This window comes from Magnetospirillum sp., assembly GCA_027532905.1.
In the GTDB taxonomy this organism is placed as follows: Bacteria; Pseudomonadota; Alphaproteobacteria; order CACIAM-22H2; family CACIAM-22H2; genus Tagaea.
Genome location: JAPZUA010000001.1, coordinates 265725 through 285774, shown reverse-complemented (window position 1 = coordinate 285774; position 20050 = coordinate 265725). Strand labels below are relative to the sequence as shown.

The 20050-nt window shown below is 62.9% G+C and carries 19 protein-coding genes; 10 read left to right on the top strand and 9 right to left on the bottom strand.

All coding sequences use genetic code 11. The features are described from left to right. The first annotated feature begins 36 nt into the window (after positions 1-36). The 10 genes from O9320_01405 to O9320_01360 all read left to right on the top strand — a co-directional run bounded on the left by O9320_01405 (position 37) and on the right by O9320_01360 (position 11768). Positions 37-927, top strand: coding sequence for a sugar ABC transporter permease (locus O9320_01405; GenBank protein ID MCZ8309480.1), 891 nt, complete (start codon positions 37-39; stop codon positions 925-927). Beyond that, entirely contained in the window at positions 924-1754 is an 831-nt protein-coding gene (locus O9320_01400; protein MCZ8309479.1) for a carbohydrate ABC transporter permease, read from the top strand. Before O9320_01405 ends, O9320_01400 begins: the two co-directional genes overlap by 4 nt. Before the next feature lie 2 nt (positions 1755-1756). After that, the gene (locus O9320_01395) at positions 1757-2947 is read left to right on the top strand and encodes an aldose 1-epimerase family protein (protein MCZ8309478.1); all 1191 of its coding nucleotides are present in this window, start codon (positions 1757-1759) and stop codon (positions 2945-2947) included. Then, entirely contained in the window at positions 2944-4419 is a 1476-nt protein-coding gene (locus tag O9320_01390; GenBank protein ID MCZ8309477.1) for a sulfatase-like hydrolase/transferase, read from the top strand. Before O9320_01395 ends, O9320_01390 begins: the two co-directional genes overlap by 4 nt. A gap of 4 nt (positions 4420-4423) precedes the next feature. Next, positions 4424-5953 (top strand): sulfatase-like hydrolase/transferase, encoded by a 1530-nt coding sequence (locus tag O9320_01385; protein MCZ8309476.1) that lies wholly within the window; start codon positions 4424-4426, stop codon positions 5951-5953. After that, complete coding sequence (locus O9320_01380; protein MCZ8309475.1) at positions 5950-8070, top strand: DUF3604 domain-containing protein; 2121 nt, start codon at positions 5950-5952, stop codon at positions 8068-8070. The genes O9320_01385 and O9320_01380 overlap by 4 nt, the downstream gene beginning before the upstream one ends. Further along, complete coding sequence (locus tag O9320_01375) at positions 8067-8804, top strand: dienelactone hydrolase family protein (GenBank protein MCZ8309474.1); 738 nt, start codon at positions 8067-8069, stop codon at positions 8802-8804. The genes O9320_01380 and O9320_01375 overlap by 4 nt, the downstream gene beginning before the upstream one ends. A gap of 2 nt (positions 8805-8806) precedes the next feature. Beyond that, complete coding sequence (locus tag O9320_01370; protein ID MCZ8309473.1) at positions 8807-9790, top strand: Gfo/Idh/MocA family oxidoreductase; 984 nt, start codon at positions 8807-8809, stop codon at positions 9788-9790. Next, entirely contained in the window at positions 9787-10806 is a 1020-nt protein-coding gene (locus tag O9320_01365; GenBank protein MCZ8309472.1) for a Gfo/Idh/MocA family oxidoreductase, read from the top strand. The genes O9320_01370 and O9320_01365 overlap by 4 nt, the downstream gene beginning before the upstream one ends. Positions 10807-11021: 215 nt before the next feature. Beyond that, a complete protein-coding gene (locus O9320_01360) occupies positions 11022-11768 on the top strand; it encodes an SDR family NAD(P)-dependent oxidoreductase (GenBank protein MCZ8309471.1) in 747 nt (248 codons plus the stop codon). Between the two features lie 348 nt (positions 11769-12116). On the opposite strand, the gene O9320_01355 is transcribed toward O9320_01360, so the two are convergent. From O9320_01355 to O9320_01315, 9 genes are read right to left on the bottom strand one after another with little or no spacing between them, the layout of a single operon-like run. Next, positions 12117-13163 (bottom strand): hypothetical protein, encoded by a 1047-nt coding sequence (locus tag O9320_01355; protein ID MCZ8309470.1) that lies wholly within the window; start codon positions 13161-13163, stop codon positions 12117-12119. Continuing rightward, positions 13147-13725: an ureidoglycolate lyase gene (locus tag O9320_01350; protein MCZ8309469.1), complete on the bottom strand. Its 579-nt coding sequence runs from the start codon at positions 13723-13725 to the stop codon at positions 13147-13149. The genes O9320_01355 and O9320_01350 overlap by 17 nt, the downstream gene beginning before the upstream one ends. A 37-nt stretch (positions 13726-13762) precedes the next feature. Then, entirely contained in the window at positions 13763-14257 is a 495-nt protein-coding gene (locus O9320_01345) for a nucleoside deaminase (GenBank protein ID MCZ8309468.1), read from the bottom strand. A 28-nt stretch (positions 14258-14285) separates the two neighbouring features. Next, positions 14286-15083 (bottom strand): ABC transporter permease, encoded by a 798-nt coding sequence (locus tag O9320_01340; GenBank protein MCZ8309467.1) that lies wholly within the window; start codon positions 15081-15083, stop codon positions 14286-14288. Further along, the gene (locus tag O9320_01335) at positions 15080-15946 is read right to left on the bottom strand and encodes an ABC transporter permease (protein MCZ8309466.1); all 867 of its coding nucleotides are present in this window, start codon (positions 15944-15946) and stop codon (positions 15080-15082) included. Before O9320_01335 ends, O9320_01340 begins: the two co-directional genes overlap by 4 nt. Then, positions 15943-16968, bottom strand: a complete 1026-nt coding sequence (locus O9320_01330; protein ID MCZ8309465.1) for an extracellular solute-binding protein — start codon at positions 16966-16968, stop codon at positions 15943-15945. The genes O9320_01335 and O9320_01330 overlap by 4 nt, the downstream gene beginning before the upstream one ends. Before the next feature lie 40 nt (positions 16969-17008). After that, on the bottom strand, positions 17009-18163 hold the full coding sequence (locus tag O9320_01325; GenBank protein MCZ8309464.1) for an ABC transporter ATP-binding protein: 1155 nt from the start codon (positions 18161-18163) through the stop codon (positions 17009-17011). Beyond that, a complete protein-coding gene (locus O9320_01320; GenBank protein MCZ8309463.1) occupies positions 18160-19032 on the bottom strand; it encodes a TauD/TfdA family dioxygenase in 873 nt (290 codons plus the stop codon). Before O9320_01320 ends, O9320_01325 begins: the two co-directional genes overlap by 4 nt. Continuing rightward, positions 19029-20045 carry a hypothetical protein gene (locus O9320_01315; protein ID MCZ8309462.1) on the bottom strand — a complete coding sequence of 339 codons (1017 nt, stop codon included), beginning with the start codon at positions 20043-20045 and terminating at the stop codon, positions 19029-19031. Before O9320_01315 ends, O9320_01320 begins: the two co-directional genes overlap by 4 nt. Between the last annotated feature and the right edge of the window lie 5 nt (positions 20046-20050).

The following is a 20050-nucleotide window of genomic DNA, read 5'->3' as shown; positions in this document are numbered from 1 at the left end:
AAGGCAAGCAAGCGGGCCGACGGAACGGCGCATGACATGACCGCACAGGGCATTCAAATCGACCGCAAATGGCGCGCTATTGCGCTCACGCCCGCAGCCGTGATCTTCGTCGCAATGTCGCTGCTGCCGGTTTTGAACCTGATGGCGATGAGCGTGCACGAGATCAAATGGGTCGCCGGCCACTCGGTGTGGAGCTATGTCGGGTTTACGCATTATCGCCGCCTTGCCGAGGATGAACTGCTGCAAGCTGGCATAGGCAACACGGCGATCTTCGCGGTTGTCGGCGTGACGATCCAAGTCGTTCTTGGCTTTTTCCTGGCCTGGGCGGTGTCGCGCATTCGATCGGGGCGTACGCTGTATCGCACGATCTTCATTCTGCCGATCCTGGTGCCGGGCATTCTGATCGGTGCGGTGTGGAAGCTCATGCTCAATTTCGATTTCGGTTTGGTCAACGGGGCGGTCGGGCTGCTCGGTCTCCATCCCGTCGATTGGCTGGGGACACGCGCTTGGGCGTTGCCGTCGGTCATTCTGGTCGATATCTGGCACTGGACGCCGTTTTGCTTCCTGCTGCTTCTGGCGGGCTTCGAATCGCTGCCGCAAGACGTGCAGGAAGCCGCGCGCATCGACGGGGCGGGTACCTGGACCGAGCTGCGTTATGTGCTGATCCCGATGATGATGCCGGTCATCGTGGTCACGTTCCTATTCCGCTTCGTGACGTCGCTCAAAGTGTTCGACGAAATCTATCTGCTGACCGGCGGCGGCCCGGGGTCGGCGACCGAAGTGCTGAGCTACACGATCTACCGAACGTTCTTCACGCAAGATCGCATGGGCTACGGATCGGCCATGTCGATCGCGGTGCTGTTCGGGATCTCTTTGCTGATCGTCGGCTCGCTTGCCGCCAGCCGACGCTACGGAGCGCGCGCATGAATCCCTGGGAAAAACGCGCGGTTCCGGCTTTTCATCTGGGCTTGCTGCTTGTCGCAGCCCTTGTGCTGATCCCGTTCGTCTGGATCATCGCAGCCGCATTCAAGTCGCAGATTTCGCTGCTGCTGGGCGAGGTGTTTTTCACGCCGACCTTGGCAAGCTTTCGCGAGGTGCTGTTTTCGCGCTCGACCGAATTCATGTCGAACACGTTCAACAGTCTTGTCGTAGCGGCCGGCAGCACGCTTGTCATTCTCGTGGCAGCCACGCTGGGCGGCTATGCGATAGAACGTCTGGGCACGCCGCGCTGGGCGGTGCACACGATGTTGGGATGGGCCGTCGTATTCCATATGGTGCCGCCGATCACGCTGGTTGCGGCCTGGTTCCCGCTCTATCGCGAGATCGGTCTCGACAATACCTATCTGGGCTTGGTTTTGGCCCATGTCGCCGTGCATCTGCCGATGGCGTTGTGGCTCATGACGAATTTCGTGCGTGACGTGCCCATCGAGCTTGAAGAGGCGGCCCGCATCGACGGGTGCTCCACGCCTTTCCTCATCTGGCGCATCGTCGTGCCGCTGGTTGCCCCGGGCTTGGCGGCAACCGCGATCTTAATGTTCATTTTCAGCTGGAACGAATTTGCCGTCGCACTCAACTTGACCGCGAAGCAGACCGCCACGATCCCGGTTGCGATCGCCAAATTCGCGCAAGGCTACGAGATCAAATACGGCGAGATGGCGGCCACGGCCGCGTTGTCGCTGGTCCCGGCCTTGGCGTTCCTGCTGTTCGGGCAGCGCTACATCGTCAAAGGTCTCACAGCTGGTGCGGTGAAATAGACATGCCCATCTTGTACGGTCAGAAACTCACGCGCCACGAATTCGAACGTCGCTCGGGCACGCTCGGCCAGATTGCGGGCGTCGAACTGTTCGAATATGCCGACGGTCCCGAGCGGGGCGTGCGCACGCTCGAGTTCCGCACGGGCTCGGGGCTCGAGTTTACGGTGCTGATCGACCGTTCGCTCGATATCGGTCGTTTCGACTATCGAGGCGTGCCGTTTGCGTGGCAGTCGCCCACCGGCTTCCGCAGTCCGGCGTTTCTCGATCCCATGGGCGACGGCGGCACGGGTTTTATGCGCGGCTTTTCGGGGCTGCTGTGCACGTGCGGTTTCGACCATGTACGCCAGCCCGACAAAGGCTCGGCGGCGCACTTCGATTTGCCGTTGCGCAAAGAAATTGCCTATCCGATGCACGGGCGCGGCGCGTTTCAGCCCGCCCGTCTCGACGGATACGGCGCGCGCTGGGACGGCGACGAGTGCACATTGTGGTGCGAGGGCACAGTTGTACAGGCGCAGGCCATGGGCGAGTCGTTGGCGCTCGTGCGGCGCATTGAAGTCGCTGTCGGCGGCAGCGATGTGCGCATCGTCGATCGCATAGAGAATCGTGGATTCTCGAAGACCCCGCATATGCTGCTCTACCATATCAATGTCGGTTGGCCGTTGCTCGACGAAGGAGCCAGGTTCGTAGCACCCATCAAGCGCACTTTGGCCGCCAACATGCCGCGCGAAAGCCAGCAAAGCGGTTATCGGACGCAAGCAGCGCCGAGCGCGCGCTTTGTCCAACAGGTTTTCGACCACGAAGCTGTGGCCGACAAAAACGGCCGCGTGCCGACCGCTTTGTTCAACGAACGACTTGGGCTCGGATTTGGCGTCGAATACGGCGCCGACAATTTCATTTGCTTGCAGCAATGGCAGTGTTTGGCCGACGGCATCTACGGCTTTGCAGTTGAGCCAGCATCGACACGATGGGGCGACCGGGCTGGCGCGGATGCGCGCAACGAGACCGTATGGCTTGAGCATGGCGAATCGCGGGTCTATACGACGACGCTGTCGGCCATCGACGGCGCAGCAAGTATCGCAGACTTCGACAAGCGCATCGACGCGATCCAACCGCAGCTGCGCGACGAATTTCCCGAGCGCGCCGACCAGCCGGTCGGCGGGCCTTTTGTCACTTCGCTTCCGAGGATCCGATGAGCGGCACAGCCTCCAACGTTCTCTTTATTCTGTCGGACGAGCACACGCGCGATGTCGCCGGGTGCTACGGCCATAAAATCGTCAAGACGCCCCATCTTGACGCGCTGGCGGCACGCGGCACCAAATTTACGGCCGCGTACACCAACTGCCCGATTTGCGTGCCCGCGCGCGCGAGCCTGCATACCGGAACATATGTCGCGGAGAATGCGTGCTGGGACAACGCGCATCCTTATGACGGCTCGATACGAAGCTGGGCGCATCGCTTGAAGGCGGCGGGTCATCACACGATGTCGATCGGCAAGCTGCATTTCCGCGCGCAGAGCGACGACAACGGATTCGTCGAGGAGATTGTCCCGCTGCATGTGGTGGACGGCGAAGGCGATCTATTGGGACTCATTCGCCGCCCCAAAGCCGCGAAGCGCGGCGGGATGCCCGATCTTGCCAAGGCGGCGGGGCCGGGCGAATCGACATACGCGGCGTACGACCGCAACATTCGCGACGGTGCTGTCGAGTGGCTCACCAACCACGCTGCACGCCAGACCAAGCCGTGGTGCCTGTTCGTGTCATTCGTCAAGCCGCATTTTCCGCTGATCGCGCCGCCCGAGTTCTATGCGATGTATCCGCCCGAGACGCTGCCGATGCCGCGTCTTGCCGGTCCAAACGACTATCCCAAACATCCCTCGGTCGCAGCGTTACGCGCCTGCATGAACTACGACGACTTTTTCACGCCCGAGAAGGTCCGCGTGGCGCTTGCGGCGTACTTCGGAATGGTGAGTTTCCTCGACGACAATATCGGCCGCGTCTTGGCAGCACTCCAATCCGCCGGGCTCGGCGACAGCACGCGCGTGGTCTATTCGAGCGACCATGGCGACAATCTTGGTACCCGCCATATGTGGGGCAAGTCGATCCACTACGAAGAAGCGGCCGCCGTACCGATGATCGTGGCCGGGCCCGGCGTGCCTGCGGGAAAAACCTGTGCTACGCCTGTAACATTGGTCGACGTATATCCAACGATCATCGAGAGCGTAGGGCTGGTACCGGACGCGCTGGAAGAAAAGCTTCCCGGCAGGTCACTAGTTGCAATCGCGAAGGAATCCTACGATGCGCAGCGCGTCGCGTTGGGGGAGTATCACGCTGCCGGCTCGATCACGGCGATGTACATGGTACGCAAGGGGCGCTGGAAGTACATCCACCATGTCGGTTATCGCGCCGAGCTATTTGATCTCGAAAGCGATCCGGGCGAAACCATGGATCTGAGCGAAGACCCGTCGCATCGCGAAACGCTGGCGGCGATGGAGGCGGAACTGCGCAAACGTCTCGATCCAGAGGCCGTCAACGCGCGCGCCTTTGCCGACCAGGAAGCAAAGATCGCGCGGTTCGGCGGCGTCGATGCGTTGATCAAGCGGGGCGATTTTGGCTATTCGCCCGCACCGGGGCAGAAGCCCGTTTTTGCAACGCGGATCGAGGCTTGAAACGATGGCACGCAAACCGAATATCCTGCTGATTACGTCCGACCAGCAGCGCGGCGACTGCTACGGCTTCGAAGGACGCAAAGTGCTGACGCCGCATCTCGACATGCTGGCGCAGTCGGGCACGCGCTTTTCGGCCTGCATCACGCCCAATGTCGTCTGCCAGCCGTCGCGCGCCTCGATCTTGACCGGGCTGCTGCCGCGCACGCATGGCGTCTGGGACAACGGCATCGATCTCGATACTGACATCGGCGAAGCGGGCTTCGGCGGTACGTTTGCTCGCGGCGGGTGGCGAACCGGCTTCATCGGCAAAGCGCATTTCTCGACGTTCCACACGTTCAAGCCAAGCGGTCGGCCCGAATGCCGGTCGAGCTCGCAGGATTATGGCGCCGACTGGTCCGGGCCCTATATGGGTTTCCAGCATGTCGATATGATGATTGCCGGCCACAACATGTTTTTGCCGCAAAAGCCGCCGCAAGGGCTGCAATACGAGGCGTGGTACCACAAAGACGGTCGCGGCGACCGGCTCGACAAACTGTTTTCGACCAAGCTTCCGCCAGATGTCGGCGCCGCACAGACCTGGAATTCCGCGTTGCCCTCGGCCTTCCACAATTCGACATGGATCGGCGACCGCACGCTCGATTTTATCCAGGCGAACAAAGATACGCCGTGGCTTGCCTGGGCGTCGTTCCCCGATCCCCACCATCCGTTCGATGCGCCCAGCCCCTGGTGCTACATGCACCATCCCGACGCGGTCGATCTGCCCGTGCATCGCACGCTCGATCTCGACCGACGACCATGGTGGCATCGCGCGAGCTTGGAAGGCACGCCGAAATTGGCCGACCCAGAGCTGCAGTCCTTTCGCAGCAAACAGTCGCGCACGCCGGCGCAAAGCGATCTGCAGCTGCGCCATTTGATCGCCAACTATTACGGCATGATCTCGCTGATCGACCACAATGTCGGTCGCATCCTGCTCGGGCTCGAACGACTCGGGCTCGATCGCGACACGCTCGTGGTCTATTCGACCGACCATGGCGACTGGCTCGGCGACCATGGCCTGCTGCTCAAAGGGCCGATGCATTACGACGGGCTGCTGCGCGTGGGCTGCATCGTGCGCGGACCCGGCGTGCCGGCGGGCAAGATCGTACAACACCCGGTCTCCACGCTCGATTTTGCCTCGACCTTCTACGACTATGCGGGCTTGTCGGCAGGAAGGGCGCTGCATTCGCGCAGCTTGCGCCCGCTCATCGAAGGTACGGCAAGCCGCGACTTCGCCTACAACGAATGGGATCTGCATCCCTCGCGTTGCGGCGTGGCGCTGCGTTTGCGCACGGTGCGAACGAAGACGCACAAACTTACCCTCGAACTCGATTCGGGTGCGGGCGAGTTCTACGACCTCGCAAACGACCCAAGCGAGATGGACAATCGATTTAGCGATCCGGCGATGGCAGCGATCCAGCGCGAACTTTCCGACATGATCCGCAGCCGCCCGCAAGACGTGCGCGACCCGCCACCGCAGCCGATCGGCATGGCATGAGCGGCCTGCCCATCCTTTTCGACGCGTCCGGAATATCGGGCCGCGCCGATTTGACGGGACCCGATCCGGTCGTCGCGGGCGCGCACGCGCCCTGGGAACTGCGCTATTCGGTCGGACCCGACGGCCTGCCGCCGGGAAGCGCGCTTGCGTTGGTGCGGCGCTGGCCGAGCGACTGGGACACGCCGCAATGCGAGACGCCGGACGCGCCAGGCTACACGACTGTTTCCATCGACCCGCCAACGGCGTTTCGCTGGCGTACGCGCCGCTCGCTCGAATGGCATCCGTTTGACCATGTCTTCGAGATCGAGACGATCGGTGGACTGCCGCGCGGCGCGACAATTTTGATCGCGTCCAGCCTGCGCGCGCAGACTTTCATCGAAGAATCTTGCGCGCTGTCGGTGCGTGTGCGGCATGGCGACAACGCGTGGGTTGAGATCGCGCGCCCAGCCGTGCGCATTATTGGCGGCCCCGCGCATCGATTGGATCTGGTGGTGCCGAGCGACATCGTTGCAGGCGAGCCGTTCGAAGCCGCTTTGCGCGTCGAGGACGAATGGGGCAATCCAGCCCAGCTCGCAACACGCCCGACTCTCGACGGCGAACAACTGCCCGATCTGCCGGGCGTGTTTCGTTGGCGCATCACGCTCGCAGCGAGCGGTCGCATGCGCCTCATTGCCGAGGCAGGTCCGTTCGGGCGCATCGTCTCGAACCCGACGATGGTGCATGCAAGCGCGCCGACGCGGCGTATTCAGTGGGGCGATATCCATGCCCAAAGCTTGGTTGGCTGCGGGGCGCGCACGCTCGACGCCTTCTTTGCGCATGCGCGCGATTATGCGCGGCTCGACTTCGCAAGCCACCAGGCCAACTGCTTTCTGGTTACGACGCCCGAATGGCACGAAACCGAAGCCGTGACCGAACGCTACAACGAGACCGGTAGGTTTGCAGCACTATTGGGTCTCGAATGGTCGGCCGATACGGCCAAAGGCGGCGACCGCAATCTCTATTTTCCGAGTGCCCAAGCGCCGATCACACGCTGCAGCCACGAATATGTTGCCGACACGTCCGATGCCGCGAGTGATCTTGACGACGCAGACGCTTTGCACGCCAAGTATCGCGGCACCGACACGCTGGTGGCGCTGCATGTCGGTGGACGCACGACGGATCTGCGCTGGCACGAACCGTCGCTCGAACGGCTGATCGAAGTCCACTCGACGCACGCGACCTCCGAATGGTTTTTGTTCGAAGCGCTGGAGCGCGGCTATCGCATGGGCGTCACGGCGGGCAGCGACGGCGTCGACGGCCGGCCGGGGGCGAGCCATCCCGGTCGCCAGTCGGTGCGAAACGTGCGCGGCGGTCTTGTCGCCGCACCACTGTCGAGCCTATCGCGACAGGGGCTGTGGGACGCATTGCGAGCGCGCAATTGCTATGCGACCAACGGTGCGCGTATCCGTCTTGAGTATTCGGCCGACGGCCATGCAATGGGAAGCGAGTTCGATGCCGACAATGCGCCGCTGCTGTCGATCGGGATCGACGGCACCGGCCCGCTCGAGGCCGTCGAGATATTTCGCGGCACACGGATCGTCCATAGGGCTTTGCTGCGCGACGAAAACGCCCAACTGTCCAACCGCGTTCGCATCGCATGGCGCGGGGCCACCGCACCGGGCAATTTCAGCAAGGCGCGCATGCGCTGGGACGGTTCGGTCGCGCTCTCGCACGGGCGTTTCGGCGCGCCCGAGCTCTATGCGCTCGACACGCCCGACGAGGGGATCGTCGAAGCGGGGCCCCAACGCATTACCTGGCGCTCAATGACGGGCGGCGATTGGGACGGCATCGTCGTGCCGCTCGAGGCGGCAGACGACGCCGTCCTGTCGATCCGCACGCCGCAGATATCCGCAACGGTTCCGGTTGCCAAACTTCCTGCGCATTTTGGCGACAGCAAGCCGCTGCGCGAACTTGAGCTTCGCCGTCTGCCCGAGATTCTCGGTGCGTCGAACTGGGCAGGCACCTGGCGCGATCCAGCACCGCAGCCGGGCTGGAACGCCTATTGGGTTCGCGTGCGGCAATGGGACGGAGCCTACGCGTGGTCGAGCCCGATCTTCGTTCGGATGGGGCAAACATGATCGAACAGAATGTCGATATCCCTACGGCAGACGGGCGCATGCCGTGTTTTGTTGTCCATCCCGACGAGGGCGGTCCGTTTCCGGTCGTGCTCGTTTACATGGACGCGCTTGGTATTCGCGAGGAACTGCGCGACATGGCGCGGCGTTTTGCGTCGGCGGGCTACTACACGATGCTGGCCAATCTCTACTACCGCGACGGCAGCCCGTCCTTCGATCCAAGCGTGCTGGCGACCGGCGTGCTCGATCCGCGGATGATGGCGCTCAACGACGCACTGTCGATGGCGATGAGCGCCAGAGACACGAAGGCGATGCTCGACTTCGCCGCGCGCGATGCAAATGCCGGCGCGCGTGCGGCAGCCGTCGGCTATTGCATGGGGGGACGCCATGCGCTGGCGGCAGCGGCTTCGTGTCCGGACCGCATTGCGGCCTATGCCTCGCTCCATGGCGGAAGGTTGGTCAGTGCAGATGCCGACTCGCCGCATCTGCAAATCGCGCGCACGAACGCCGAAAGTTACTTCGGCTGGGCGCAGGACGATCCTGTGGCGCCGCTCGCGCATGCCGATGCAGTCGAAGCGGGGCTTGCCGCGCGCGGGCTGCGCTATCGCATCGAGCACCACAAAGGCGCCGAGCACGGCTTCACGTTTCCCGAGCGCTATTGCTATCACAAACAGGCTGCGGAACGCGTCTGGTCGCGCCTTTTTGCAATGTTTCGCCGGAATTTGGAGAGGACTTGAAAATGATTCGATTTGCGATGATCGGGTGTGGCGGTTTTTCGCGCCGCTACCACGTGCCGACGCTTCTGGCCGACGCAGGCGTCAAGCTGGTCGGGATCTTCGATCCGCACGCGGGCGACTCGGTCAAGGCGCTTGCGGCACAAACCGGTGCAAAGCTCGTGGCACGCCTTGAAGATATGCCGGATACAGACGCGGTCCTAGTGACCACGCCGCATATGTTGCATGCGGGGCATGCGGCAGCGGCGTTGGAGCGCGGCTGGGCCGTGCTGGTCGATAAACCTTTTGTCATGGCGCGCGCGGACGCGATGCGTCTGATCGAACGTGCCAGCACCAAGAAGCTTGCCAACGCGGTTGCGTTCAACCGGCGCCTGGATGTCGGCTGTCTGCGGGCACGCGACATCGTGCGTGCGGGCGGGATCGGTGCCGTTCGCTTCGTGCAGACGATCCAACTTGGCTACGAAAGAAGCGGCTGGTTTCTCGATCCTGCCCTCGGCGGCGGCGGTGCCTATACCGGGCGCGGCACGCATATGGCCGATATCGTGCCATGGCTGATCGACAGTCGGCCGACGCACGTGCGCAGCCGCTTGCGCGCGGGCCCGCCGGGCCGCGCCGATCTTGGTGGTTTTATCGAGATTGGCTTCCCCGGCGTCGAGTGCCAGATCTCGTGCATCGAAGAAGGCTGGCATATGTGGGACGAAATCCGGATCTTCGGCGAAGACGGCATGATTGAACTGCGCCGTCCGCTGGCGATGCCCACGGGCTGGACGATGGGTTGGCACAGCAAGCGCGGTGCTGCGCGCGAGGAACTGGCCGCCGCGCCCAACGAAGGCGCAATCACGACCGAATTTTTGACGTCGCTGCGCACCGGCGCGAAGGTTTCGTGCAGCTTTGCTGAGGCTTTGCTGTCTGTCGAAATTGTCGAGGCGGCATTCGCCTCGGCGACCAACGGTTCGGCCAGCATTGCGATTGGGCAGGCGATGCCATGACGCGGCGCCTGGGTGTCGCGATCGTCGGAACCGGCTCGATCGCGGATTACCATATTGGCGGCATTGGGACCGTTCCGGGCGCGGAGATGCGGTGCGTCGTCGGCCGCAATGCCGACAAGGCAGCAACACTTGCCAAGCGCTACGGCATTGGCGCTTCGAGCGCGAATCTGGCGGCGGTGCTTGCGCGCGCCGATATCGACGCGGTGATCGTGGCAACACCCGACAACACGCACGAAGATTTGGCAGCGCAGGTGGCCACTGCGGGCAAGGCGCTGCTGCTGCAAAAGCCGATGGCGGGCGATGTGGCCGGGTGTCGACGTATCGTTGCGCGTGCCGCTGCGGCTAAGATCGACCTCCAGGTCAGTTTCATGCATCGCTATTTCGACGAGTTTCTGCGCGCGCGCGAACTTATCGCGGACGGCGCCATTGGCGCCTTGCAGAGTATCCGCATTCGCAATGCCACGCCAGGCCCGGACTGGGGCGATTGGTTCTACAAACGCGCGAACGTGTCGGGCGGCGTTGTCCACCAACTTGGCGTGCACGGGATCGACCTGGTCCGCCTGGTCGCGGGCGAGATCGCCAGCGTCAGCGCCACGACGGCGATCCTGAAGCCGGTCCGCACGCTTGCCGACGGGCGGTGCGTGACCGTCGAAAATCCGGACAGTGCGTGGGCCGTCTATCGCTGCGAGGCGGGCGTCGTTGCGTCGCACGAAATGTCGTTTGTCGAGGTTGCGGGCTGCGAACGGTTTCGCCTGGAATTTTACGGCAGCCACGGAACCATTTGGGTGCGCAGTGAGATCGGCGCGCTCGCCTGGCGATGCGACGGCGAGCGGGAGTGGAGAGTCGAGAAGTTTGAAGGAGCTCATTTCGGGGAACGCCATCATAAGCGCTGGATCGCCGGACTGGTCGGCGAACTTGGTTCCGAGTCGACGGCCACGGACGCCGTCGCCGGACTCCAGGTCGCGACGGCTATCGCTGCGTCGGCGGCCGCGCAAGGTGCGGCGGTTCCTTGCTGAAACTTAGGGGAGGCGATCTGACCGCGCAGATTGGGTGGTCGCCTTTGTTCATGGAGCGCGCTTGCGATTGGGAGAGCGGTGACTGCCTAAAACCTCATTTGCAAGCTCAGGGCAATCTCTTCGACGTCGATATGGTGTCGTAATCTTCCAATGGGGTTGGTTCAAAGAAACTGTTATCTCACGTGAATTGGCGGATAGCTGGGAGCGCGAAAAAAATGAACAAATACGATGTTGCTGGAAAGAATGCGATCGTTACAGGCGGCGCCCAAGGGATCGGTGGCGCAGTTGCAAGATTGCTTGCGGCAAACGGTGCCAAGGTGGCGCTGTGGGATCTCGACACGACTCTGGCGGCATCCCATGCCGCGGCGATCGGCGGCGGCGCCATCGCCGTGCGGGCCGACGTGGCCGATTGGAGTTCAATACAAGCCGCCTTGGCCGAGACCGAATCGCGACTCGGTGCCGCCGACATACTGGTGAATTCCGCCGGTATCGCCGGCATGAACGCGCCCGTTGCCGATTATCCGATCGACGAATTCGAGAAGATCGTCCAGATCAATCTGCTCGGCACGTTCTATGTCAACAAAGCGGTCGTGCCTGGCATGCGTGCGAGAAATTATGGCCGGATCGTCAACATTGCCTCGATCGCGGGCAAAGAGGGCAATCCCAACGCCAGCGCCTATTCGGCGTCGAAGGCGGGGGTCATTGGTTTCACGAAGTCGCTGGGCAAGGAACTTGCCGATGTGAACGTCGCTGTAAACTGCGTGACACCCGCTGCCGCGCGCACGCGCATTTTCGACCAGATGCAGCAGACACATATCGACTACATGCTTTCGAAAATCCCGCGCGGACGTTTCCTGGAGGTCGACGAATCTGCCGAAATGATTGTGTGGCTCGCGACGCAGCAGAACAGCTTTGCGACCGGCGCCGTATTCGACCTGTCGGGCGGGCGCGCGACTTACTGATCGGTACTGTCTCTAGAACGCTGTCGGCTCGACTCCTAGAACTCCAGTCATTGGGGTCTCCTGCTTACGCTGATCGACGTACCAGATGTGTTGCAAGGCACTCCTGAGTCAGTTCATTCCGAGCGAACTTCGCGAACTTGATTTTGCTCGATGCATCGTGGCTGCAAAGGTGTTGTAGCAGACCCAGATACATGCGCCGTTCGGGGCGACCGTGTTTTGTAACTTGCCCCAAAACGGTCCAGAAATTTTCCAACTGCCATTGATTTAATTGAAAATTCCGAGAATTCGGGAGCTAGGGGGCGGAGGTTCGAATCCTCTCGCTCCGACCATCGGCGAATCTGTGGGTCGTTAAACGCGCCGATCCTGCTTGTCGGCGACAATGGCCACAAGCCCGCCCTGTGCCGGACCGTGGCCATCGGCGCCGCCTGAAACAAAAATAGCGGGAATACCGACGATTGCGGCGACCATTGCCGCATAGGCGGCTCTGCCCTGCCGGTGCGACGGCAAGGTCGGGTCCGTTTCCATCGCGTGCGCGAAGCCGCGGATATATCCGGCCGGTGGATCGCCTTTGACGAACACGCCAATGACGCGCTCGGCCTCCGACGCACCTAGCTGCGGTGCGGCGGCAAAGCCAAGCGCTGCGGCAACGTCCGCGACGCCGCTCGCGTCGAGCGGATCCACGAGTGAACCGCTTGCGATACTTTGGCGGGAGCGCGAACCTGGGGCGTTTCCGAGCACAACGACATGCTGGTCGGTCTCGTCGCTTCGGGCGACGGCAAAGACATTGTCGGGCCCATCGAACGGCGCATCGAACGCGGCTGGGAGTGCCGCAAGTCGACCGGTCGCGAGCCCCACACCGGCAGCGACAGCAGCGCGGGCCTTTATGGCCGCCAAACTCGATCCAGGTTGGGCCGGCGATTTCACCATCACGAAGGCAGCGGATGACGCGCGATCGAGCCCAGCTTGGGATGCGGCCCGCCGCACCATGTCGGCGGTAAAATCGGCGTGGGCTTGTGTGCCTGCATCCTCTCTGGGAAAAGGCTGGCGGTCGCTTCCGCTCACGAGCCCGACCTCCGTCGCCGGAGCGCTGCTTTCGGTTTCTGCAAGTACGAGAAGATGCGGCGACACGATCCCCTCCGACCCCCCGGACACAACGATCTGAACGCGCTTGGCTGCTTCCGTCGGCGAGCACCCAAGGGCTTCGGCTAAAAAGCTGCGTAAAGCCGCATCCGCACATGCGCGCGAATAGTCGTTGCTGAGACCCGTGCCGTCGGTCTTGCACCAGATGGCTCGCACGGACTCCAGCGCCAAGCCGCCGCGGCACAACGCGACGAGGCCGGAAAGATCGTCCGCACTGCGCGCGGCGCAGCGGAAAAGTTCAGACGATCGCGGCATCGGCACCGACGATCTCGAACTTCACGCCACGCTCGGCTTCGAAGTCATATAGCTCGGTCAGTTGCGGCTTGGTGCCGTCGGCTTTCTCTTGCATCAATTCCTGGTGGGTTGCGCGATCGGTGATGAAAACACAGTCGATATGCGGCGGCGACACCGGGAATCGGTCGAGGGCATGCCATGTGCCCTTGTGCATGAGCAGGCCGGTCGAACCGTCGAGATAGAAGGCGCGCACGCTCTCCAGTGCGGGTGCAGCGGTAGCGCCGCTGCGGTCGGTCGGCGGGGCGACGACCATAATGAGCGGGCTACCGTTCAGCGGTGTAAACCCTTGCGTGACGTTGAAGTGGCGTTCGAGGACTGAGAAACGCATTGGCTGGTACTTGAAACGCGAATACATGAACTGCACGCCGCTGTCGGCTTCGAACGGCATGAGCCAGCTCGCACTCGCGGGTCCGCCGAACTCGGCCGTACGCGGCGGTTCGCCGAGCACGACGCCGAAAGGGGCGAAAGCCTCGGCGGTAAAAGGCTCGACGGCGATTTGAATTGTGCGGGTCGTTTGACTCATCTGTAAACTCCGGTCTGAAATCTATTGCGTCGGGCTGTCAGCCAGAACGGCTCGTGGCCCAAGCATCGATTGCAGGGATCGCTACCTCTGCAAGATGCGTGCTTGCCGGCATCTTGCGCTCATGGACCGGCAATCCGCATTGCGTGCGCAGATCGACGGCACTGATCGTGTAGCGCCGGACATGCTGGCCCAGATGCTTGAGCGCGTTCCAAGACTGCGACAGCGAAACCGCGTAGTAGAGGGCCGAGATGCCGACGATATGCATCGTCGCCACGCAAAGCGTGCAGGGCTCGCACGAGGTGTAAAGCTCGCACGCGGAGAGATCGCGCGTGCCGAGCTTCCGGCACGCATCGCGGATCGCTTCGACCTCGCCATGCGAGGTGGGATCCATCAAAGCGGCCGCGCGATTGAGGCCTTCGCCGATGACGATGCCGTCGCGCACCACGACGGCGCCGAACGGTTCCGCACCCGGGATATCGATCGCCGTTCTCGAGATTTCGATGGCGCGGCGCATGAATTTTTCGTCGTACATGGGACTCTGCCTTTCGCTGGAAGAACATTCAGCCCGCTGCGATGCGCCGCAGCCCGACGGCGCGGTCGGCCAGCAGCAGCAAGATCGCCGTGACAACGATCAGGATCGTGCAGATGGCAGCGACGGTCGGGTCGGCACCTTCTTCGAGATACTGGATCATCTGGATCGGCAGCGGTCTTGCACGCACGCTGGCAACAAATAGGGAAACCGAGTAATTGTCGAACGATGCAAGAAACGCAAAGACGCCGCCCGTGAAGATTCCGGGCAGCAAGTTCGGCACGACGATCCGCGCAAGCGCCGATGAGTAGGAATAGCCAAGCGTGCGGGCCGCGTCGATGATCGACGGGTCGAAGCTCGCAAGGCTTGCGAGCAATGTGCGCGCCACAAGCGGGATCGCCAAGACGGTATGGCCGATCGCGAGCAATAAAAACGCGTCCGAGAGCCCGAACATGCGCGACGCCTGCAGCAACGCGATGCCCTTGACGATGCCGGGCAGCATCAGCGGCGACATGACGAAGGCCTGGATTGCTGCCGCCCCGCGAAAGCGCCCGAAATGTATGGCAAAGGCGGCCATGGTTCCGAGGATAACGGCGGCTGCTGTCGCGACGGCGGCGATCTCGATCGACACGCGAAGCGCGCGCCAGAACGACGTGAGCGAGCCGACCGCCTCGTACCAGCGCAGCGACAGTCCGCGCGACGGCAGATCGAAGATCACGCTTGGCGAGAACGACACGGCCACGACGAGCAGCAGCGGTACCAGCAGAAAGGCGAGTGCCAGTGCCGCCGCCAAACCGAGCATCGCTTTTACGGGATTGAAGTGCTTCATGGGACGGCTCGCTTCGTGCCGCCGATCCGGTTGGCAAGTGCAACGATCCCGAGTGCCGTGAGCAGCAGCACAAGGGCCGCGACCGAGGCGCCAACTGGATCGTGCAGGATGTAGGCGTCGTAGGCACCGCGCGAGAGAACGCGGAAGCGGTCGCCGATCAGCAAGGTGGGGACCACGTAGGCCGACATTGCCTGTGCCGCGACGATCGAAAACGCCGCCAGCAAGCCCGGGCGTGCGAGCGGCAGCACGATCCGGAACAGCGCGAAGGCTGGGCTGCATCCGAGCGTGGCGGCCGCATCCTCAAGATCGCGACCGCGTTCGGCGAGGACGGCGTAGACCGGAAGGACCGCGAAGGGGAGAAACACGTTAACCGAGCCCACAAAAAGGGCGACCTCGGTGAAAATGAGCCGGACAGGCGCATCGACGATGCCGAGTGCCATCAGAGTTGAATTGACGATGCCGTTCGACTTCAGAAGCAGCGTGATCGCAAAGCCCTTGATGATCACGCTCGTGCAGAGCGGAAGAAACGTCAGCACGATCAGAACGACTTGGCCGCGTGGGCCGGCGCGTGAAATCACATAGCCGAGCGGAAAGCCCAGTATGCAGCAGATGATGCCCGTACCGATCCCATAGGCGACCGTGTTTGCGGCCATCGTGCGCCCGGCGGGTGTCGCGAAGAACGCGACGAGATGCTGCAGCGTGAAGCCTTCCGGCCCGCGCACTGCGAGCAGAAAGACGATCGCCATCGGTACTGCGAAAGCCGCAACAAGAAATGCGACCGGCGGTACCGCCAGCAGCGACGCGGCGAGCGTCGTGCTGGCGCGCATCCGGTCGGCGCTTGGTGCAGCGATGCTCGTGCTCAAGCGAGTGCCGCCGCGTAGCCGGGGGCTATCTTCGCGCGCTCTTTGCCCCAGAAGGCAGCGTCGAGCGCGAAGAGCTTGTCCGAACCGATCACGCCGGGAACGAGACCCGCTTCGGCGCGTACAGGCGAGTCGAACGTGCGCTCCATCATGATCTTCTGAACGTCGACATCGAGCATCGCGTCGATGACGGCATTTGCAAGCTCGGCGTTGGGGCCTTTGGCGATCCGCGCAAGGCAGTTTGGGCTGCCGAATGCACCCTCGCGCGGCATCGGCAGGTCGATCGGCACGCCTGCACGCATCCGGGGATAGAGGACCGACGAGAAGAGACCGACCACCGCATAGGCTTCGCCCTGTTCGAGTAGCGTGATCGCCTGGGGCGACGCAGAGAAGACGTTTAAGATCGAGGGTTTGAGCGTGCGCAGTCGCTTGTATCCGGCATCGACGTCGTACTGCGCTTGCGCCAAAGGCTTCCCGGTTTCGAGGTGGGCCGCCATCGCCAGCATCATCGGCCCTTGCGTCAATTGGAAGGCGGGGACCAAAACTTTGTTCTTGTAGAACGGGCCCCAGAGATCGGCCCAAGCGGCGAGTGTGGGCTTGACGCGATCGGTGTTGATGCCGACCGAGAAGCGCGCGACTTTCATCTGGACCCAGGGATTGCGCGGATCGAAGGCGCCGGGCAGCAGCTTCGAAAGGTTCGGGATCTTCGCCGTATCGAGCGGTTCGAGAAGGTTCTTCTCGACGGCGGTGATCATGTCCGTGTCAGGCATCCAGGCGAGCGAATAGGTCGGCGCACTGCGTTCAGCCTCGAGCACCTGGAGGTGTTTGACCGAGATCGAGCCGTCGAAAACGATCTTCACGCCCACGCGCTTTTCGACGATGGGCTGAACGTCGGTCTCGAACATTTTCGCTTGCGCGGACGGCCCTGCGATCAGGATCTGGCGGGTCTGCGCGCGCACCAATGTCGGGGCCGAGAGCAGCAGGCCGCCGGCAATACCGGTGCCGAGAAATCGACGACGTTTCATGGTGAACTCCTTTTCGGTCGCAAAGGGAAAGGAACAGCGCTCAAACGGACGCCGTTTCGGCTGGAAAGAGGCGGGCGGCGGACGGGTCGCAGAAAAAATCGACGCTTTCGCCGGGTCGGATGGCCGCAAGATCCTGCGCGTCAAGTTCGACGACGAAACGCTCCGGCTCCGGCACGTCGCCATAGACGAGACCGCGCGAGCCAAAAAACGACACATGGCGGACCGGGCAGCTGATCTTTATCGGCGCGCCGTGCATTGTGGATTGGCGCAGCGAAATCGCTTCGGGCCGCAGGCAAACGACGACTGAAGCGCCGCGCATGAAGCTGCCAGGCACGCGGATCGGACCGAGGCGTGTGTGCACGTCGCAGATCCCGTCGATCTGCGTGCGCACCGTTCCGGCAATGACCGTCGATAGACCCACAAATTCGTAAACGAAGCGTGTTGCAGGCGCGTTGTAGAGGGAGGCGACGTCTGCGAACTGCTCAATGCGCCCCTCGCGCATGACGGCGATGCGGTCGGAGACGACCATGGCTTCTTCTTGGTCGTGCGTGACGAAAATCGCGGTGATGCCGTGTGTCGAAAGCAGCCCGCGCAGCTCCACTTGCATGGTTTCGCGCAGCTTGCGGTCGAGAGCACTGAAGGGCTCGTCGAGCAGCAGAAGTCGCGGCGAGACGGCAAGGGCGCGCGCGACGGCCACGCGCTGCTGCTGCCCGCCCGACAATGCGCCGACCGATCGGTTCGCCAAGGCTTCGAGCCGCGTGAGCTTCAGCATCTCCTCGACGCGCGCCGCGATCGCAGCCTTTCCGAGGCCCTTGGCGCGCAGGCCGACGCCGATGTTTCCGCGTACATCGAGATGCGGGAACAGCGCATAGTTCTGGAACACAACGCCGACTTCGCGCCGATGCGTGGGAAGGTCCGTAATGTCGACGCCGCCGACGCGGATGCGGCCTTTGTCGATGTCGATTAGCCCGGCGATCGCGCGCAGCAGCGTCGTCTTGCCACACCCCGAAGGCCCTAGTAGCGAAACGATCTCGCCGCGGCGGATCGAGATGTCGAGATCGTCGAGGACCTTCACGTTGCGAAAGCTTTTGGCGACGCCGCCGATCTCGAGATAGGCAAGCGGCTCCGGCGCGTCCGCAGGCTTGCGCTGGCCCACGGCCGCCAGGTGCAGGTGCGGTTTCGAACTGCCGTTCACCGGCTCTGGGTCTGGGTTCGAATGAGAACGCGCCGTTCGGTCGGCGCGTAGCCGCCGGCGGCACGATGCATCGAGCAGCGATTGTCCCAGATCACGAGTTCGCCCACTGTCCATTTGTGGGCATAGTGGAAAGCGGGCTGCAGACAATGCGCGAACAGACGCTGCAGGATCGGCTCGCTCTCGGCCTGCGTCATGCCGACGATGCCGATCAGATTGCCGGGATCAACATAGACCGTCGGGCGGCCACTTTCGGGATGCAGTTGCAGGATCGGATGCGTCGCATCGACGAGCCGTGCCGATTGGTCCGGCGTGAGATTGACCGAGCCCTCGGCCTTGCGCCCGCTCCAGCGGAAGATGCCGACCTTGCCGGCGAGTGCGACGCGCAGATCGTCGGGCAGGGCCGCATAGGCAGCATACATGTCCGCAAAATCGGTCTTGCCGCCGATCTCCGGCATTTCAAGCGCCAGCAGCGCCGTCGTCTTGCCGGGGCTCGTGTCGTAGCTGCGGTCGGTATGCCATTCGCGCGATCGTTTGTAGCCGACGGGATCGGGTGCGCCGTCGGGGCGCACATTGGTGATGAAGGACACGCCCCAAACGCTCGGATGGTGGAACTGGTTTAGTACATGCTCGACCACTTGGCCGAAGCGATTCGTGAACGCGAAAAACGCCGCTGCATCCTTCGGCTGGTCGGGAAACACCAGCACCGGTGTGTCGAGGAACTTCCGGTAGATCGCGGCGAAAATCGTGTCATCCATCGCCGTGATGTCGATGCCGCGGATGCGTGCAACGAACCCGTCGACGACCGTTTCGACGCGAAGGCCGGCCCCAGCGTCGGCTGTGGTTTTCGCGAGGGTTTGTGCGTGTGTCATGCGGTTGCCTTCCTCATGTTTCGGCGCGAGGCGAGCATGCGGTAGAGCATGTGTTCGCCTGCCAGAATTTCGGGGAATTCGGCCGGTGTTGCCGCGTCGCGGCATGTCGGAAGGCACGCGATCGCGGCATCCGCGTTGGGCTTGAAGAAAAAGCCCATCGATTGTCGCGCCGTGTTTCGAAGCGCTTCGGGCGGATTGACGACGCGATGCATCGTGGCTTTCCAGCGGCGGTTGGTCCATCGTTCAAGCAGGTCGCCGAGATTGATGGCAAGTGCGCCGTCGGGGATCAGCACGTCGTGCCAGCCGCCGTCCGGATCCTGGACCTGCAAGCCGCCCGGCGCGCGGTCGGCGGCAAGGATCGTGAAGCCGCCGATATCCGTGTGCGCACCTTGGCGGATCTGGCCCGGTTTCGGCGACGTTTCCTGCGGCGGGTAGTAGCCCCAATTCGCCGTCGCACCGTGCCGGTCCGTTTTGTCGTCGAAGTACGTCTCGGGCAGCCCCAGCGACATCGCGAAGATGCGGCAGATGATGGCAGCGAGCTTGTCCATCTCGGCGTAGAAGCGCTCGAACACGGGCCGGAATGCAGCCGGTTCGGCGGGCCAGATATTGTCGGCCTCGATCCAGTCGATGGTTTCGGGGTCTTCTTCGGGCCAGGGCATGCGCAGGCGAACGGGCGGGCGCGGTGTTGGCGTGCCCACAAGGAACTCTTCCTTGAGATCGCCATGTTCAACCTTCTCGCGATAGGCCGCCGTGCGGCGCATCTCGCGGCCGAAATAGCCGCGGAACACTTCGCGCGACGGCGGCGCGCATTTCGCTTTCTCTTCGACGGGAAGCTCGAAAAATGCGCGCGCCGTCGCGAAGGCCGTCGGCAGAAGATCGGCCGGCAGACCGTGTTTTTCGATCAGGAAAAAGCCGTTTGTGCGGCAGGCGGCGGCCACCGCTTGGGCGATTTGCGGTTTGGCTGCTTTGTCGTTCGCAACGAACGCGGAAATGTCGATTTTCGGAATCTGCATTCGGT

What these genes read in the sequence shown, in the direction of transcription:
- O9320_01405 (MCZ8309480.1), top strand. Translation starts at nt 37, where the DNA reads ATGACCGCACAGGGCATTCAAATCGACCGCAAATGGCGCGCTATTGCG.
- O9320_01400 (MCZ8309479.1), top strand. Translation starts at nt 924, where the DNA reads ATGAATCCCTGGGAAAAACGCGCGGTTCCGGCTTTTCATCTGGGCTTG.
- O9320_01395 (MCZ8309478.1), top strand. Translation starts at nt 1,757, where the DNA reads ATGCCCATCTTGTACGGTCAGAAACTCACGCGCCACGAATTCGAACGT.
- O9320_01390 (MCZ8309477.1), top strand. Translation starts at nt 2,944, where the DNA reads ATGAGCGGCACAGCCTCCAACGTTCTCTTTATTCTGTCGGACGAGCAC.
- O9320_01385 (MCZ8309476.1), top strand. Translation starts at nt 4,424, where the DNA reads ATGGCACGCAAACCGAATATCCTGCTGATTACGTCCGACCAGCAGCGC.
- O9320_01380 (MCZ8309475.1), top strand. Translation starts at nt 5,950, where the DNA reads ATGAGCGGCCTGCCCATCCTTTTCGACGCGTCCGGAATATCGGGCCGC.
- O9320_01375 (MCZ8309474.1), top strand. Translation starts at nt 8,067, where the DNA reads ATGATCGAACAGAATGTCGATATCCCTACGGCAGACGGGCGCATGCCG.
- O9320_01370 (MCZ8309473.1), top strand. Translation starts at nt 8,807, where the DNA reads ATGATTCGATTTGCGATGATCGGGTGTGGCGGTTTTTCGCGCCGCTAC.
- O9320_01365 (MCZ8309472.1), top strand. Translation starts at nt 9,787, where the DNA reads ATGACGCGGCGCCTGGGTGTCGCGATCGTCGGAACCGGCTCGATCGCG.
- O9320_01360 (MCZ8309471.1), top strand. Translation starts at nt 11,022, where the DNA reads ATGAACAAATACGATGTTGCTGGAAAGAATGCGATCGTTACAGGCGGC.
- O9320_01355 (MCZ8309470.1), bottom strand. Translation starts at nt 13,163, where the DNA reads ATGCCGCGATCGTCTGAACTTTTCCGCTGCGCCGCGCGCAGTGCGGAC.
- O9320_01350 (MCZ8309469.1), bottom strand. Translation starts at nt 13,725, where the DNA reads ATGAGTCAAACGACCCGCACAATTCAAATCGCCGTCGAGCCTTTTACC.
- O9320_01345 (MCZ8309468.1), bottom strand. Translation starts at nt 14,257, where the DNA reads ATGTACGACGAAAAATTCATGCGCCGCGCCATCGAAATCTCGAGAACG.
- O9320_01340 (MCZ8309467.1), bottom strand. Translation starts at nt 15,083, where the DNA reads ATGAAGCACTTCAATCCCGTAAAAGCGATGCTCGGTTTGGCGGCGGCA.
- O9320_01330 (MCZ8309465.1), bottom strand. Translation starts at nt 16,968, where the DNA reads ATGAAACGTCGTCGATTTCTCGGCACCGGTATTGCCGGCGGCCTGCTG.
- O9320_01320 (MCZ8309463.1), bottom strand. Translation starts at nt 19,032, where the DNA reads ATGACACACGCACAAACCCTCGCGAAAACCACAGCCGACGCTGGGGCC.
- O9320_01315 (MCZ8309462.1), bottom strand. Translation starts at nt 20,045, where the DNA reads ATGCAGATTCCGAAAATCGACATTTCCGCGTTCGTTGCGAACGACAAA.